This is a genomic window from Nocardiopsis listeri NBRC 13360, assembly GCF_001570765.1.
GTDB classification, from domain to species: domain Bacteria; phylum Actinomycetota; class Actinomycetes; order Streptosporangiales; family Streptosporangiaceae; genus Nocardiopsis; species Nocardiopsis listeri.
Map to the genome: position 1 here is coordinate 1 of NZ_BCSH01000016.1, position 16,162 is coordinate 16,162.

Genomic DNA, 16,162 nt, shown 5'->3' on the forward strand with positions numbered 1-16,162 from the left:
CCGGCCTCGGCCCCGCCGCTCTCCCCCAGCCGGCCAGTCTCAGGACAGGAGGTGCCGATTGAGCACCCGGAAACGACAGAAGGACGAGCGGGGCTCGACCGGGCCCGACACGACCGAGAAGGTGGTGACCCACGACGCCGGCCGCGTCACCTGGTGGTTGACCGGCGGGTCCATCCTGCTCGTGGGCGCCGTCGTCGCGCTGGTGGTCACGATCGTCGACGGCGGTGATGGCGCCGTCACCCCCGACCCGGCCCGCGTCGCCGAGTTGGAGGCCTCCGCGGCCGATCGTCACGTCGACCAGGTGGCGGAGCTCATCGAGCACACCCGCGCCGCGCACGAGGAACTCGTGCCCGTCCTGGAGGCCCTGGACGAGGTTCTGCCCGAGGACGGATCGGAGTCCGCCGGGGACCTGCCCGACTCCGACACCATCGCCGATTGGAATCGGACCACCGACGACGCCCGCGCCCACCTGGACCACGCCGAGTCCGGCGAGACCGACTTCAACGTCACCCACGCGGGTCTACGCGGCTCCGTGGACGTGCTCGGATCCACCTTGGACGCCCTCGACGTCGCCGTCGCCGCCGACGAGGAACAGGGCGCCGACCTCCTCGAACTCACCGTCGACCTGCGCGACCAGGCGGTCCGCGCGTGGTCGGTGGCCGCCACCCAACTGGACGTGATCAGCATCGACGCCGGTCACGGCCACATCCACCTGTACCTCCCCGCCGCCCCGGGCAGCGGCGCGTTGGAACCCGACGAGGCCGAGGACGGCGACGAGGCCGTCGACGGCGCGCCCGGACACCACGACCACTGACAGGGGAGTTCCGTATGACACGAATCGGAGTGTGGTCGGTGGGGGCCCGAGGATCGGTCGCCACCACGGCCGTCCTCGGCGCCCTGGCCGTCCGGGCCGGAGCCGCCGAGCCGATCGGGTGCGTCACCGAGCGCCCCGAGTTCGCCGACGTGGGCCTGCCCGGCATCGGTGACCTGGTGTTCGCCGGTCACGACGTCCGCGGTACCCATCTGGTCAAGAGCGCGGAGCCGTTGGCCAGATCGGGGGTGTTGCCGCCGCACCTGCCCGAGGCGTTCGCCGAGGAACTGGGCGAGGTGGACCGGCGGATCCGCGAGGGACTGGAGCCACGCGCCGAGGGGTTCTCCCGCCGCGACGCGGACGCCTTGGAGGAGGACATCCGAGAGTTCGCCGAAGCGGAGTCGCTGGAGCGGGTGGTGGTCGTGGACGTGTCCAGCACCGAGCCGACTCCGAGACCGAGCCCCGAGCTCGCCGATCCCGACCTCCTGGAGGCGGCCCTGGACGCGGGTACCGCCCGGGTTCCGGCGAGCTCGATCTACGCTTACGCGGCCCTGCGCGCGGGCTGTTCCTTCGTGGAGTTCACGCCCAACGCGGGGCCGCGTCCGCCCGCACTGGCCGCCCTGGCGGAACGGCTGGGGCTGCCGTGGGCCGGTTCGGACGGCAAGACCGGGGAGACCCTGGTCAAGAGCGCGCTGGCGCCCATGTTCGCCGCGCGCGCCCTGCGGGTGCGTTCGTGGTCCTCCACCAATCTGTTGGGCGGCGGGGACGGGCGCACCCTCGACGACCCCGAGAGCAACGACAACAAGTCCTCGTCCAAGACGCGTGGCCTGGAGCACCTGCTGGGGCACCCGGTGGACGGGCCGCTGCACATCGACTACGTGCCCGACCTGGGCGACGCCAAGACCGCCTGGGACCACGTGTCCTTCGAAGGGTTCCTGGGCGCCCGGATGACCCTGCAGTTCACCTGGTCGGGGTACGACTCGGCCCTCGCCGCCCCGTTGGTGCTGGACCTGGCCCGGCTGTCCGCGCACGCCCACCGGTCCGGCCGGGTCGGACCGGTGCCGGAAATGGGTTTCTTCTTCAAGGACCCGGCCGCGAGCGACGTGCACGGGCTCTCCGAGCAGTGGCGGGCCCTGACGGCCTGGTGCGCCGGGAACGGGGGTGCTCGAAGATGAACGCGAAGCTCCGATCGTTGGCCCGTCTCGTGCGCCTGCCCGCCGCCCTCTCCGTACTGGGCGACGCCCTGACCGGGGCGGCCGCCGCCGGACGGCTGCGCGAACCGCGCACGTGGGCGCTACCGCTGTCCTCGGTGTGCCTGTACTGGGCGGGGATGGCCCTCAACGACTACGCCGACCGTGAGTTGGACGCGGTCGAACGCCCCGAACGCCCCCTCCCCTCCGGCTCGGTGGCCCCGGGTGAGGCCTTGGCGGTCGCGTCGGGGCTCACGGTGGCGGGTGTGGGGGTGGCCGCGCTGGCCGGCGGGCGACGGACGGCACTGGTCGCCTCCGCCCTGGCCACGACGGTGTGGACCTACGACCTGGTGCTCAAACCCACCCGTCTGTCGCCGTTGGGGATGGCGACGGCCCGCGGCCTGGACGTTCTGCTCGGTGCCGGTGACCGGCCCGGGCGGGCGGCGCGGCCGGCCGTGGCGATGGCCGTGCACACCCTGGGCGTGACCGCGCTGAGCCGGGGCGAGGTGCACGGCACCCGACCGGTGATCGTCGCGGGCTCGTTGGCCTGCACCCTGGCCGTGGCCGTGATGGCGGCCCTTCCCGGCCGGACCGGGCCCGGGGCCCCGCACGGCGCGGTGGACGCGGTGATCGCCGGGATGTTCGCCGGGACCTACGCCGGCACGGTCGGCCTCGCCCAGGGACGGGCGCTCACCGACCCCTCGGCCGAACACGCGCGGGAGGCGACCGGCGTGGGCATTCGCGGCATGATCACGCTCCAGGCCGCGCTGCTGTCCCGCTACGGCGCACCCGTACCGGCCTGCGCGCTGGCGGTGGGAGCCCCCGTCGTCGCCCGTGCTTCGCGGAGGGTGGCGGTGACATGAGGTTCGGATACGGCACCAACGGGTTCTGGGACCACCGGATCGACGACGCGCTCGCGATCATCGCCGACCTGGGGTACGAGGGGGTCGCGCTGACCCTGGACCACCCGCACCTGGATCCGTTCTCCCTGGACGCCAAGGCCCGGGTGAGGGCGATCGGGCGCCGGCTGGACTCCTTGGGTCTGGCGTCGGTGATCGAGACCGGCGCCCGCTACCTGCTGGATCCCCGACGCAAGCACGAGCCCACCCTGGTCTCCGACACCGACCGGGACCTCCGGGTCGACCTGCTCAAACGCGCGGTGCGCATCGCCGACGAACTGGGGGCCGAGGCGGTGTCCTGCTGGTCCGGGATCCTGCCCGGGGGCACCACCCCCGGCCAGGGGTGGGACCGTCTCACCTCGGGGTTGGAGAAGGTCCTGGTCGTCGCGGACGAGCTGGGCGTGGACTGCGCCTTCGAACCGGAGCCGGGCATGTTCGCCGAACGGTTGGCGGACGTCCTGGAGCTGCGACGCAGGCTCGGCGACCCCGAGCGGTTGCGGGTGACCCTCGACGTGGGCCACGGGGTGTGCAACGAACCCGACGGCCCCGAGGGCGCGGTCGAGCGGGCGGGCGCGTTGATCGCCAACGTGCAACTGGACGACATGCGTCCCCACGTACACGAGCACCTGGAGTTCGGGGACGGCGAGATCGACCTGCCCGGGGTCCTGGGCGCCCTGCGTCGGGTGGGGTACACCGGCCTGGCGTCGGTGGAGCTGCCCCGGCACGGTCACGCCGCCCCGGTGGTCGCGGAGAGGTCCAAGCGCGCCCTGGACGCCGCCTGGGCCCGGGTCGAGGAGGGGACATGAGCGGGTCGGAGCCGTTGGACGACAAGGCGCGATCGGTGTTGGCCTCCCTTTGCGCCCAGGTGGCGGAGCGGCCCTCCCGTGTCGCCGTCCTCTTCCCCGCGGTGGGGCGACGAGTGGCCCGCGGGCCCGGCCCCTCCGGCGACCCCACCGGAACGCTGGGGCCCACCCTGGAAGACCTGGCCCGGATCGAACTGCTGCGGACGGTGGTGGAGAGCCTGCCGCCGAGGGACGCGGCAACGGAGGTCACCGATCTGTACGAATACGGCGACGCCGACGAGAAACGCGCGGTGCTGCACGGCCTCCACCTGCTGGACGGCGCTGTGCCCGACGTCGCGGGGACGGTGCGGAACCTGCTCGCCGACGCCCTGCGCACCAACGACACCCGACTGATCGCGGCGGCGGCCGCGAGTCCCGCCCAGTCCCTGTCGGACGACCACGCCTGGCGACAGACCGTACTCAAGTGCCTGTTCGTCGGGGTGCCACTGCGTCTGGTGGCGGGGCTGGACACCCGGGTCGACCTCGAACTGGCCCGCATGTGCGCGGACTTCGCCCACGAACGCTCCGCCGCCGGCCGGTCGGTGCCGGCCGACACCCGACCGGTCCTGGACCGTTTCCCCGAACACCCCTTCCACGAACGGCCGCAGGAGGGCTGAATGCGCATCTTCGAACCGCACATCCACATGACCTCGCGCACCACCGCCGACTATCGGGCGATGTACGACGCGGGGGTGCGAGCCCTGGTGGAACCCGCCTTCTGGACGGGCCAGCCGCGCACCGGCGTCGGTTCCTTCCGCGACTACTTCGATGGACTCATCGGATGGGAGCGCTTCCGTGCCGCGCAGTTCGGGATCGCCCACCACTGCACCATCGCGCTCAACCCCAAAGAGGCCAACGACCCCCGGCTGACCGGGGTGCTCGACGTCCTCCCCCGTTACCTGGCCAAGGACGGTGTGGTGGCGGTCGGCGAGATCGGCTTCGACTCGCGCACCCCGGAGGAGGAGAAGGTCTTCCGCCGGCAGCTGGAACTGGCCAAGGAGTTCGAACTCCCGGTGTTGGTGCACACCCCGCACCGGGACAAGGCCGAGGGGACCCGGCACACGCTCCGGCTGGTCGCCGAGTCGGGCATCTCCCCCGAGATGGTGCTGGTGGACCACCTCAACGAGACCACCGTGGCGATGGTGCACGACTCCGGGTGCGTCATGGGCTTCTCCATCTACCCCGACACCAAGATGGCCCCGGACCGGATGGTGCGGATCCTCTCGGAGTGGGGCACCGACCGGATGGTGGTGAACTCGGCCGCCGACTGGGGGCACAGCGACCCGCTCTCGACCCTGTACACGGGGCGGGCCATGCTGGCCGCGGGTTTCACCGACGACGAGGTGGACCGGGTGCTGTGGCGCAACCCGGTGGACTTCTTCGCCCGAAGCGGTCGCCTGTCGTTGGAGGGCGCCTCCTCGGTCGGGGCGACCTTCGAGGGCAACTCGATCCTGCGCGGCGAGCGCCCCGAGGGGGACGCCGGATGAGGTTCCGCCACTCCGACGGCACCGTCGTCCACCTGGCCTATTGCACCAACGTCCACCCGGCCGAGGACCTCGACGGGGTCCTGCGCCAGATCCGGGTGTTCGGCGGCGGGGTCCGCTCCGCACTGGGCGTCGACCTGTTGGGACTCGGGCTGTGGCTTCCCGCTCCCCTGGCCCGCGAGCTGGCCGCCGACCCCGCCCTGGTCGACCGGTTGCGCGAGGGCCTGGCGACGGCGGGGCTGGAGACCGTCACCCTCAACGCGTTCCCCTACACCGGTTTCCACGACCCGGTGGTCAAGCACGCCGTCTACAGTCCGGACTGGACCGACCGCGCCCGGCTCGACTACACGGTGGACTGCGCCCGGATCCTGGCCCGCCTGATGCCCGAGGATGCTGCCCGAGGCAGCGTCTCCACCCTGCCCCTGGCCTGGCGGGAACCCTGGTCGTCGGATCGGTCGGTGGCCGCCCGCGACCACCTGACCGAACTGTCCGGGGCGCTGGCCGAACTCACCGACGCGGGACGCCCGGTCCGGGTCGCCCTGGAACCCGAACCGGGGTGCGTGGTGGAGAGCACCCACGACGCCGCCCGGCTCCTGGCCGGGTCGCCCGCGCACCTGGGCGTGTGCCTGGACACCTGCCACCTGGCGGTGGGCTTCGAGGAACCCGGACCCGCGCTCGCCCGCCTGGCCGACGCCGGACTGCCGGTGGTCAAGACCCAGGTGTCGGCGGCCCTGGAGGTCCCCGACCCGACCGACCCTCGTGCCCGGGAGGCGCTCACCGCCTTCGCTGAGGACCGGTTCCTGCACCAGACCCGTGAGCTCGTGGGCGGGCGCGCCCGGGGCCGCGACGACCTGCCCGACGCCCTCCACGGCCCTCGCCCGTTGCGTGGGCGCGGGCCCTGGCGCACCCACTTCCACGCGCCCCTGCACTCCCCCGCGAACGACCCGTTGCGCGGCACCACCGACCACCTCACCGACACCCTCGCCCACCTCCTGGGCTCCGAGGGCGCCCGCACCGACCACCTCGAAGTCGAGACCTACACCTGGACGGTGTTGCCCGAGGGCGGCAGGCCCGTCGGCGAGGACGGGCTGATCGAGGGGATCGCCGCCGAACTCGCCTGGACCCGAGACCGGCTCCTCGACCTCGGACTGACCGCCCTGTGAACGCCCGATGGCCCGTGACCCCCGAAGGAAGGGACCGTTCCCCATGACCCAGGACCGCCGCCTCCTCGTCATCGACGCGGTCGGCCTCACCCCCCGGCTGCTTCGGCACGCGCCCCGCCTGCGGGCCCTGGCCGAACAAGGCCGACAGGCCACGCTGGAGACCGTCCTGCCCGCCGTGACCTGCACCGTGCAGTCCACGTTCCTCACCGGGACCACCCCGGCCGACCACGGCGCCGTCGCCAACGGCTGGTACTTCCGCGACCTGGGCGAGGTGTACCTGTGGCGCCAGCACAACCGGCTGGTCCAAGGCGAGAAGGTGTGGGAGACCGCCCGCAGGCACCGCCCCGGTTTCCGGACCGCCAACGTGTGCTGGTGGTACGCCATGGGCGCCACCACCGACTGGACCATCACCCCCAGACCCGTCTACCACGCGGACGGGCGCAAGTCCCCGGACTGCTATGCCCGGCCGGTGGCCCTGCACGACGAACTCACCGCCGAGCTGGGCCCCTTCCCCCTGTTCCACTACTGGGGGCCGACCGCCTCCCTCCGTTCCACCGAGTGGATCGTGGCCGCCACCCGCCGACTGTTGCCCAGGGCCGACCTGACCCTGTGTTACGTCCCACACCTGGACTACGACCTACAACGTTTCGGTCCGGGATCCGAACAGGCCCTCAAGGCCGTCGGTGACCTCGACGCCGCGCTGGCACCGCTGTTGGACGACGCCGAGGCGGCCGGTGTCACCGTGCTGGTGCTCAGCGAGTACGGCATCACCCCGGCCGACCGCCCCGTGCACGTCAACCGCGCGCTGCGCGAGGCCGGGCTGCTGGAGGTGTACACGCAGGAGGGCATGGAGTACCTGGACCCGTGGGCCTCGCGCGCCTTCGCGGTCGCCGACCACCAGTGCGCCCACGTCTACGTGGACGACCCCGCCGACCTGCCCGAGGTCACCGAGGTCGTGGCCGGTCTGGCGGGCGTGGACCTTGTCCTGGACCGTGCGGCGCAGGCCGATCACGGACTCGACCACGACCGCTCCGGCGAACTGGTGCTGTTCGCCGACCCCGGTGCCTGGTTCACCTACTACTACTGGCTGGACGACGACCGCGCCCCCGACTTCGCGCGCGGCGTCGACATCCACCGCAAACCCGGCTACGACCCGGCCGAGCTGTTCCTCGACCCCGCCGATCCGATGGTCAAGGCGCGGGCCGCGGCCAACCTGCTCCGCAAGAAGGTCGGCCTGCGGTACGCGATGAACGTCGTCCCCTTGGACCCGAACTGTGTGCGCGGCACCCACGGACGCCCCCACACCGATCCCGAGGACGGGCCGCTGTTGTTGTGCGACGGCCCCCTCCCGGACCGGGATCGCTTCGCGGCCACCGAGGTCCGCGATCTCATACTCGACCTCGTCGGTGTGCCGGCACCGACGAGGTCGTCCCCGCTGTGACCCAACCGGCCTCACCCCCCGAACAACGGAGGAAGCACGATGACCAGACCGGTCACCCTCTTCACCGGCCAGTGGGCCGACCTGCCCTTCGAGAAGGTGTGCGAACTCGCCTCCTCCTGGGGCTATGACGGACTGGAGATCGCCTGCTGGGGCGACCACCTGGACGTCACCCGCGCCGCCGTCGACGACTCCTACGTCCAAGGGCGCCGGGAGATCCTCGAACGGCACGGGCTCGGCGTGTGGGCGATCTCCAACCACCTGCTGGGCCAGGCGGTGTGCGACGACCCCATCGACCACCGCCACCAGGACATCCTGCCGTCCCGGGTCTGGGGCGACGGCGACCCCGAGGGCGTACGGCGGCGCGCCGCCGAGGAGATGAAGCTGACCGCCCGGGCGGCCGCGAAGCTGGGCGTGTCCACGGTGGTGGGCTTCACCGGCTCCGCGATCTGGAAGTACGTGGCGATGTTCCCGCCGGTGGGCGACGACGTCATCCAGGCGGGCTACCGGGACTTCGCCGACCGGTGGAACCCGATCCTGGACGTGTTCGACGAAGTCGGGGTGCGCTTCGCCCACGAGGTGCACCCCTCGGAGATCGCCTACGACTACTGGTCGACACAGGCGGCACTGGAGGCGGTGGGGCACCGGGAGGCGTTCGGATTGAACTGGGACCCCAGCCACATGGTGTGGCAGGACATCGACCCGGTCGGGTTCCTGTGGGACTTCCGGGACCGGATCTACCACGTGGACTGCAAGGACGCCCGCAAGCGCGTGGGCGGGGGACGTAACGGACGTTTGGGCTCACACCTGCCGTGGGGCGACCCGCGTCGGGGCTGGGACTTCGTGTCGACCGGCCGGGGCGACGTGCCGTGGGAGGCGTGTTTTCGCGTGCTGAACTCGATCGGCTACGACGGGCCGATCTCCATCGAGTGGGAGGACGCCGGGATGGACCGTCTGACGGGTGCGGCGGAGGCGGTGAGGTTCGTGCGGGCCAACGCCTTCGACCCGCCCACCTCCTCCTTCGACTCCGCGTTCGGCTCCGACTGACGGACTCGGCCACGGCCCCTCACGTCGGACCGTCACATCATGGGGGCGATGACGACGCGGAACTCCCCGCCGTCGGTCTCCACGTCGTGGCGGAAGTCGTTGACCCGGTTCACCGAGCGTTGGACGGCGTCACCGCCGAAGGCACTGGTGTCCACGCCGGGCAGGACCTCGCGCAGGGCGAGGACCGCCTCGTCGATGGACAGGGCCGTACTCCGGTGTTCGGGGGTGATGCGGCGGCCGTGGTCGGTGAGCCGACTGATCGCGATCCGGAACATCGCCGGTCTCCCTGCGGTTCGGGGGGATGGTCGACGACATTCTCTCCCATCCGCGGCGAGGGGGGAAAGCGCATGGGACGAGCCGATACCGGGACGGTGGGGATGGGCCGGACCCACCGCCCCGGGACCGGCCTCAGATCTCCAGGGTCTCCTCGATGCCCTTGAGCCGGTGCCTGGCCAGGGCGAGGTTCCCGCGGGTGCGATCCATCGCCAGGTAGAGGAAGAGTCCCTGCCCCTTGCGGCTGGTGAGTGGCCGGATGACGTGGTACTGCCCGGACAGGGTGATGAGGATGTCCTCGATCGCGTCGTTCAGGCCCAGTTGGTCCATGGTCCGCATCTTGGCCCGGACGACCTCGGTGTTGCCGGCGGCGGCCACCGTCAGGTCCAGGGACTTGTTCGAGCTGAGGGTGCCCAGGGCCATGCCGCTGCTGTAGTCGACCACCGCGGCACCGATGGCGCCCTCGATCTCCATCATTTCCTTGAGTCCGGCTTCGATGTTGGGCATGTCCTTCTCTTTCCTTTGGTTGATTCGGCGCAGCTCTCTCCGGTCGGCGATCCAACGACGCAGTCCCGGACCCCGGCCGCGCGGGAGCGAACCATCGTTCACGCGACCACCGTTTCCGCTCCGGGCCGTTCCACCGAAAGGGCGCGCAGCCCGGTGAGGACCCTTTCCAGCATCGGCCGGTCCAGGGTGACCAGGGCCCTGGGCCTGATCGGACGGCCGTGGCCACGGCGGGGCGGGTGGGTGTCGTGTTCGGGTGGTTCGACGTTGTCGGCCAGGTCCCGCAGTCGACGCAGGGCGATCCCGAGGTTGCCCTGGTCGCGCTCCACACGGACCTGCACGCAGTAGTGCGAGCCGCGCAGGACCGCGAACAGCACGTGGTGGTCGACCTCGGTGACCACCACGTCCTCCACCGTCTGGGCCGCGCAGAGCGGCCCGCCGGTGATGGCCTGGAGCATCGCCGCCGCGCCCGAGATCCCGTCGTCCTCTCCGACGTGGGTCAGGGCACGGTCGCCTCGCCAATCGACGAGACAGACACTGCGTACGCCAGGGGTCTGGAGCATCTCCCGCATCTGTTGGTCGATGGCGTGCACGGCGTTCCTTTGTGAGGGCGGAGCCGATCCGGTCGGCCCGCGGGCGGAATCGAACGATGTCCCGGTAGCGGACGATTCGAGAATAAGCCGCCATCGTTCTTCTCGCAGCCTTTTCCGTCATTTAATCCTTCCGTACCTTCTGGCCTGCTATTTCTCCGAAAGGAAGTAAGTGACGTTTGATGATCAGAATACGATCTGTGGACTTTTCAGATCGTGTCGCCGGATGAGATCCCGTTATTCTGTTTCGGGACTTTCGCTCACGGAACGCAGGGCACGTGAACAGGCTCTAGGGTGTGTCACCGACCGTTCGTTCAGTAGACCGATCCGGTCGACACGTGAGGGGGACCCGACCTTCCACGCGTTCCAGCTCTCCGCCGCAAGGTAGGTTCGACAATCGTGGCCCGAACTTCCGCACCCGACGACTCCGCCGCACGCTCGACCGGACGGCGCCGCTCCGGCCGCCCGGGGCACGACGCCGACTCCGTGCTGCGCGTGGCCGCCCGAGTGTTCAACGAACGCGGGTACGACGGCACGAGCATGGAGGACCTGGCCCGCGCCTTGGGCGTGACCAAGTCCGCGATCTACCACCACGTCTCCGGCAAGACCGAGCTGCTGCGTCGGTCGCTGGACCTGGCGATGGACGCGCTGTTCGAGGTGACCGGAGAAGAGGGCGCGACCACCGGGCGGGCCATCGACCGCCTGGAACACGTGATGCGCGGCAGCGTCCGGGTGCTGGTCGAGGAACTCCCACACGTGACCCTGCTGCTGCGGGTACGAGGCAACACCGACGTGGAGAAGCGGGCACTGGAGCGCCGGCGGCGCTTCGACCACTTGATCGCCGACCTGGTGCGTGAAGGCGTGGTCGACGGTGACGTCCGCAGCGACGTGGACCCGGCGGTCGCCTCACGCCTGCTGTTCGGCATGGTCAACTCGATCGTCGAGTGGTACAAGCCCGACCGTGGACTGGCCTGCGAGGAGATCGCCGACGCCTTGGTCCGTATCGCCTTCCAGGGGATGCGCGCTTCCAAGGAGTAGCCCCCGGGGGGCAGGCCGAACATTCGCCTCTGGAGACTATTTCGTCGACCACGGGGGGCACCCGTTCGGACGCCGTCAGGCTCTGACCTCTGGAAACCCGGGGAGGTGCCGAAGGTGGGATCCGAGGAACGAGGATCACACCGTAGGCGCCACGGTGTTCCCTACAACCCGTTCCTGACTTTTCGGGGCGCCAGAACACCCGGCAGGACCGCGCCGCAGGCGTCCGTTGAGGGTGGTGGCGGGCGACGGGTGGGCCGGAGCGCCGGCGGGGCTCTGAAAAACGCTGCCCAGGCCACCCGAGCAGTGATAATCAACATATATTCCGAGTGAACCGAAACCGGCTTCTCCAACGGCCACGCGCTTCCGTCGACCCGTCGAGGCCCGGGCCACGGCCCCTGGCTCTCCGCACTCAACACCCCTGAACAGGCATTTCATCCTGAAGGCTAAGGATTCACCCTTTTACGCCCAGGGAAGCGGAGATCATGATCGACCACTTCAACACGGGATTGCTGACGCCGATAGGTGCCTACGGGGTCTCCGTGATCGGATCCTTCATCGGCCTGATGTTCGCCCGCCGACTCCGAACGGCCACCGGCGCGGCCCGGTGGTGGTGGCCGGCCCTGAGCGCGATCTGCCTCGGTGGTACCGCCATCTGGTCGATGCACTTCATCGCCATGCTGGGCTTCCAGGTGCACGGCACCCCGGTCCGCTACGACGCCGGGCTCACCATGGCCAGCGGGTTGCTCCCGATCTTCGTCATGGCCGTGGCGCTGTTCCTGATGAGCACCAAGCCGAACAACACCCGCCTCCTCATCAGCGGGGTGATCGCGGGCTCTGGGATCGTCTCCATGCACTACATCGGCATGGCCTCGATGAACATGCACGGGGAGATGCACCACGATCCCCTGTTCGTCGCCCTGGCGACGGTGATCGCCCTGGTCGCGGCCACGGTCGCCCTCTGGTTCTCCTGGCGGCTGCGCGGCACGATCAGCATTCTGGCCGCCGCCCTGGTGATGGGTGTCGCGGTCTCGGCCATGCACTACACGGGCATGCTCGGCGTCGACGTCACCCTGAGCGAACGCACCGCCGACACCCTGGCCGGCTCGACCGGAATCGACCTGCTGCTGCCACTCGTGGTGGGACTGTTCGTGTTCCTGCTGGTGTGCAGTCTGCTCCTGATGCTGGGGGTGGAAGATCGTCCGCATTCGGGCGAACGGGGTTCCCACCGCCGGTCGATCGAAAACCACGGTTAGCCAACTGGCCGAAAACGGTCACGAAATCCATCTTCACACCCCTGGCGGGGGTTACGGTCGGTCTCTACCATCTGTGAGTGACGGTCATATTTGTGACCAGAATCATAGAAAGTAGAGGCCTGCGGCCATGGCCGACATATTCCCCCAAGGTCTACTCACCCCCGTCCTCGCCTACGCGGTCTCCGTCATCGGTTCCTTCCTCGGGCTGGTCTTCGCTTCGAGGGCCCGCCGTGCGGTCGGTCTGGTCCGTTGGCAGTGGCTGATCCTGGCGGCGCTGTCCCTCGGTGGTATCGCCGTGTGGTCGATGCACTTCATCGCCATGCTGGGACACACCATCTCCGGGACGATCATCAGGTACGACCCGTTCCTGACCCTGCTGAGCGGCGCCATACCCATCCTCCTCATGGGTCTGGCCCTGCACCTGGTCATCCGGAACCAGAGCAACGGACGCCTGCTGCTGTCCGGAACCCTGCTCGGCGTCGGCGTCGTCTCGATGCACTACACCGGCATGGCGTCGATGAACCTGCACGGGGAGATGCACCACGACGTCGTCCCCGTCGTCGCCTCCTGCGTCATCGGCCTGGTGGCCTCCACCGTGGCCCTGTGGTTCGCCCGGAACCTGAAGCACAACGGCGCCATCCTCGGAGCCTCCCTGGTGATGGGACTCGCGGTGTCGGCCATGCACTACACCGGTATGGCCGGGCTGCACGTCGATAGCCCGGAGATGACCCGCTACGGAGCCCCGGAGGGCGTCAAGGCCACCGAGTTGGTGCTTCCCCTGATCGTGGGTCTGTTCGTCTTCGTGCTGATCTGTAGCCTCTTTTTGATGCTGAGCGGCGACGAGGACCACCGTCGGGACTACAGTCGTCCCTCCCACCGCTCCACCGAACACACCGTGCTGCGAGGACAAGAGGACTACGTGCCCCGGCACGGATCTCCCGACGCACCCTTGGACCAGGACACCCCCGGTTCGGGTGACGACGTGTGGAGCCGGCCCCGCTGAATCGGTTCCGCACCCGAGCGGGGCCCGGACCGTGAAAACCACTGGCGTCCCGGGGGCGCCCCGGCCTAAGGTCGTCCCGAATCGAACCGGGCGCGCACCGCCCCGGCCACACCGGGTCCCGCTTCTTTCCGCGGGAGAAGAAGAGAGGAGCACACGATGCCCGTCCTCGTGTCCACCCCCCACAACGACACCTCCTTCATCTCCCGCGAGTCCTGAGCCGCCGCACATCGACGGCCCCGACTCGCGCCGTACCAAGAAGAGACGACGTGAGTCAGCACAGCGAACACACCGGCACGACCGGCCTGCCCGAACACCCTCTGACCCGACTGGGATGGAACCCGCGGGTCTCCGCGGCCTTCGACGCCCTGTCGTCCCCGCACCACCTGCGACCGGCCCGCGTCACCGAGGCCCGACGTGGCGCCGTCGCCGTCCGCCTGCCCGAACCCGCCACCGCCGAACCGTCGCCCCAGGTGCGCAGGGCCGCCGAGTCGGACCGTTCCACCGCGCCCACCAGTGGCGACTGGGTGGCGGTCCGCCGCTCCGGTGACGCCTGGGTGGTCGAGGCCGTCCTGGAACGTACCGGAACCCTGGTCCGGCAGGGCGTGGCCAAGGACTCGCACGACCAGGTCCTGGCCGCCAACGTCGACGGCGTCCTCATCTGCGAGGCCGCCGACCAGGGCCCCAACGTGGGTCGGCTGGAGCGGTTCCTCAGCCTCGCCTGGGCGAGCGGGGCGACCCCGGTCGTGGCCGTCACCAAGTCCGAACTGGCCGGGGATCGGCTTCCCGACGTCCTCGAACTGGTCCGGGCCGTCACCACCGGCGCGGACGTGTACGGCGTCAGCGCGCACACCGGCGACGGACTGTCCGACCTGACCGCCCGGCTGCGCGCCGGTGACACGTGGGTGCTGTTGGGTACCTCCGGAGCCGGCAAGTCCAGTCTGCTCAACTCACTGGCCGAGCGGGAGGTGATGGGGACCGGCCGGATCCGGCAGGACAGCCGAGGCCGGCACACCACCACCCACCGGCAACTGGTCATGATGCCCGGTGGCGCCCTGTTCCTGGACATTCCGGGGGTGCGTCGAATCGACGTTCCCGGGGACGAGACCGGGGTCGATCGGACCTTCGCCGACATCCACGCCCTGGTCGAGCGGTGCCGGTTCCGGGACTGCTCACACGGAAACGAACCCGGTTGCGCGGTCAACGCCGCCGTCGACGAGGGCGAACTGGACGCGGCCCGGTTGGAGCGCTGGTTCCGGCTGCGTCGGGAGGCCGAGTGGAATCGGAGCCGAAACGACGCCCGACTGCGCGCCGCCCGGCGCAAGGAATGGAAGCGGATCGACCGTCAGGGCCGTGAGAACGCCTGGCGCAAGCGAGGGTTCTAGCTTCCATTACGCGGAACCACGGGGGATTGCCCGGTTCGGGTCCGGAGATCCTGGGTTCGTTCCAACACCGTGCAAGAGGAGTCAAGCCGCGAGCGAGGAACGAGCTTGATTCAAGCCTGTGCGCGTCAGCGCTCCGTTGGGGTGGTGGCGGGCCACGGGTGGGCGTAGACGACGATGCCGTGTTACTTGAAACCCGAAACATCTGCAAAGGCCCCGAACACGGGCCGAAGCGCCAGCGGAGGCCCCAAAAAAAACACTGCTAGAAATCGAAGGCGCGACGGGCGTTGTCCGCCACGATGGTGGCGAGCTCGTCCTCGTCCATCCCCTTGACCTCGGCGAGCACTCGCAGCGTCAGCGGGATCAGGTAGGGCGCGTTGGGGCGGCCCCGGTAGGGCTTGGGGGTGAGGAAGGGCGCGTCGGTCTCCACCAGGACCAGCTCGGCGGGGGCCACGTGGGCCGCCTCGCGGAGGGGCTCGGCACTGGCGAAGGTGACGTTTCCGGCGAAGCTCATGAAGTAGCCGTGCTCGGCGCACACCTTGGCCATCTCGGCGTCGCCGGAGAAGCAGTGGAAGACCACCCGCTCGGGGGCGCCTTCCTCCTCCAGGATCCGCAGGACGTCCTCGTGCGCCTCGCGGTCGTGGATCATGAGCGCCTTGCCGTGCTTCTTGGCGATGGCGATGTGCCTGCGGAACGACTCCTCCTGGGCACGCGCGCCCTCGGGCCCGGTCCGGAAGGTGTCCATGCCGGTCTCCCCGACCGCGACCACCTCGGGGCGAGCGGCCAGGGCGTCGATCTCGACGAGTTCGGCCTCCAGGGCCTCGATGCCACCGGCCGGGCGGGCCTTCTCCGTCCAGTCGGTGTCGTCGGCCTCCACACCCTCGGCACCGTCGCCGTGCACCACGCGCGGGGCCTCGTTGGGGTGCAGGGCCACCGCGGCCCACACCTTCCCGGGGTACCGACCGGCGACCTCGACCGCCCAGCGCGAGGAGGACAGATCGACACCCACCTGCACCAACGGGGTCACGCCCACGGCCTCGGCGGCGGCGATGATCTCGGGGACCTCCGGGGTCTGCATGTCCATGTGGGTGTGGCTGTCGGCCACCCGCACCCGCAACGCCTCGGGCGCCGCCGGCGGAGTCTGCGCGTTGCGCTCCTTGACCGCCTTGCCACTGCGCTTGCCCACGTCGACCTTCCTCCGTCGTCCCTCGGTCATTGGAGATTCCCCGCGGGCCCCGAGACGTTCTC

17 protein-coding genes are annotated in these 16,162 nt (G+C 70.2%); 13 read left to right on the forward strand and 4 right to left on the reverse strand.

Annotated elements, in window-relative coordinates; all coding sequences use genetic code 11:
* The first annotated feature begins 58 nt into the window (after positions 1-58).
* Genes NLI01S_RS06000 through NLI01S_RS06040 form a run of 9 tightly spaced genes read left to right on the forward strand, consistent with a single transcriptional unit; the run spans position 59 to position 8,874 of the window.
* Positions 59-814 (forward strand): hypothetical protein, encoded by a 756-nt coding sequence (locus tag NLI01S_RS06000; RefSeq protein WP_067600490.1) that lies wholly within the window; start codon positions 59-61, stop codon positions 812-814.
* Between the two features lie 14 nt (positions 815-828).
* On the forward strand, positions 829-1,986 hold the full coding sequence (locus NLI01S_RS06005) for an inositol-3-phosphate synthase (RefSeq protein WP_067600493.1): 1,158 nt from the start codon (positions 829-831) through the stop codon (positions 1,984-1,986).
* Complete coding sequence (locus NLI01S_RS06010; RefSeq protein ID WP_067600496.1) at positions 1,983-2,864, forward strand: SCO3242 family prenyltransferase; 882 nt, start codon at positions 1,983-1,985, stop codon at positions 2,862-2,864. The genes NLI01S_RS06005 and NLI01S_RS06010 overlap by 4 nt, the downstream gene beginning before the upstream one ends.
* Positions 2,861-3,706 carry a sugar phosphate isomerase/epimerase family protein gene (locus NLI01S_RS06015; protein WP_067600499.1) on the forward strand — a complete coding sequence of 282 codons (846 nt, stop codon included), beginning with the start codon at positions 2,861-2,863 and terminating at the stop codon, positions 3,704-3,706. Before NLI01S_RS06010 ends, NLI01S_RS06015 begins: the two co-directional genes overlap by 4 nt.
* Positions 3,703-4,359 (forward strand): EboA domain-containing protein, encoded by a 657-nt coding sequence (locus NLI01S_RS06020; protein ID WP_067600502.1) that lies wholly within the window; start codon positions 3,703-3,705, stop codon positions 4,357-4,359. The genes NLI01S_RS06015 and NLI01S_RS06020 overlap by 4 nt, the downstream gene beginning before the upstream one ends.
* Positions 4,360-5,229, forward strand: coding sequence for a TatD family hydrolase (locus NLI01S_RS06025; RefSeq protein WP_067600505.1), 870 nt, complete (start codon positions 4,360-4,362; stop codon positions 5,227-5,229).
* The gene (gene eboE, locus NLI01S_RS06030) at positions 5,226-6,389 is read left to right on the forward strand and encodes a metabolite traffic protein EboE (RefSeq protein ID WP_067600507.1); all 1,164 of its coding nucleotides are present in this window, start codon (positions 5,226-5,228) and stop codon (positions 6,387-6,389) included. The genes NLI01S_RS06025 and eboE overlap by 4 nt, the downstream gene beginning before the upstream one ends.
* A gap of 43 nt (positions 6,390-6,432) precedes the next feature.
* Positions 6,433-7,830 (forward strand): alkaline phosphatase family protein, encoded by a 1,398-nt coding sequence (locus NLI01S_RS06035; protein ID WP_067600510.1) that lies wholly within the window; start codon positions 6,433-6,435, stop codon positions 7,828-7,830.
* Positions 7,831-7,869: 39 nt separating this feature from the next.
* A complete protein-coding gene (locus NLI01S_RS06040; protein ID WP_067600512.1) occupies positions 7,870-8,874 on the forward strand; it encodes a sugar phosphate isomerase/epimerase family protein in 1,005 nt (334 codons plus the stop codon).
* Between the two features lie 32 nt (positions 8,875-8,906).
* Here NLI01S_RS06040 and NLI01S_RS06045 read toward each other — a convergent pair whose 3' ends face one another.
* From NLI01S_RS06045 to NLI01S_RS06055, 3 genes are all read right to left on the reverse strand, one after another.
* The gene (locus tag NLI01S_RS06045) at positions 8,907-9,149 is read right to left on the reverse strand and encodes a hypothetical protein (protein WP_067600515.1); all 243 of its coding nucleotides are present in this window, start codon (positions 9,147-9,149) and stop codon (positions 8,907-8,909) included.
* A 133-nt stretch (positions 9,150-9,282) separates the two neighbouring features.
* Entirely contained in the window at positions 9,283-9,654 is a 372-nt protein-coding gene (locus NLI01S_RS06050; RefSeq protein WP_067600519.1) for a hypothetical protein, read from the reverse strand.
* A gap of 98 nt (positions 9,655-9,752) precedes the next feature.
* On the reverse strand, positions 9,753-10,244 hold the full coding sequence (locus NLI01S_RS06055) for a hypothetical protein (RefSeq protein WP_067600521.1): 492 nt from the start codon (positions 10,242-10,244) through the stop codon (positions 9,753-9,755).
* 492 nt (positions 10,245-10,736) lie between these two features.
* On the opposite strand from NLI01S_RS06055, the gene NLI01S_RS06060 reads away from it, so the two are divergent.
* From NLI01S_RS06060 to rsgA, 4 genes are all read left to right on the forward strand, one after another.
* Positions 10,737-11,279 carry a TetR/AcrR family transcriptional regulator gene (locus tag NLI01S_RS06060; RefSeq protein ID WP_067600533.1) on the forward strand — a complete coding sequence of 181 codons (543 nt, stop codon included), beginning with the start codon at positions 10,737-10,739 and terminating at the stop codon, positions 11,277-11,279.
* Positions 11,280-11,761: 482 nt separating this feature from the next.
* Positions 11,762-12,532, forward strand: a complete 771-nt coding sequence (locus tag NLI01S_RS06065) for an MHYT domain-containing protein (protein WP_067600524.1) — start codon at positions 11,762-11,764, stop codon at positions 12,530-12,532.
* Between the two features lie 127 nt (positions 12,533-12,659).
* Positions 12,660-13,535, forward strand: coding sequence for an MHYT domain-containing protein (locus NLI01S_RS06070; RefSeq protein WP_067600527.1), 876 nt, complete (start codon positions 12,660-12,662; stop codon positions 13,533-13,535).
* Between the two features lie 266 nt (positions 13,536-13,801).
* Positions 13,802-14,917: a ribosome small subunit-dependent GTPase A gene (gene rsgA, locus NLI01S_RS06075; protein WP_067600530.1), complete on the forward strand. Its 1,116-nt coding sequence runs from the start codon at positions 13,802-13,804 to the stop codon at positions 14,915-14,917.
* Positions 14,918-15,176: 259 nt separating this feature from the next.
* On the opposite strand, the gene NLI01S_RS06080 is transcribed toward rsgA, so the two are convergent.
* On the reverse strand, positions 15,177-16,100 hold the full coding sequence (locus NLI01S_RS06080) for a TatD family hydrolase (RefSeq protein WP_067600536.1): 924 nt from the start codon (positions 16,098-16,100) through the stop codon (positions 15,177-15,179).
* Positions 16,101-16,162 lie beyond the last annotated feature (62 nt).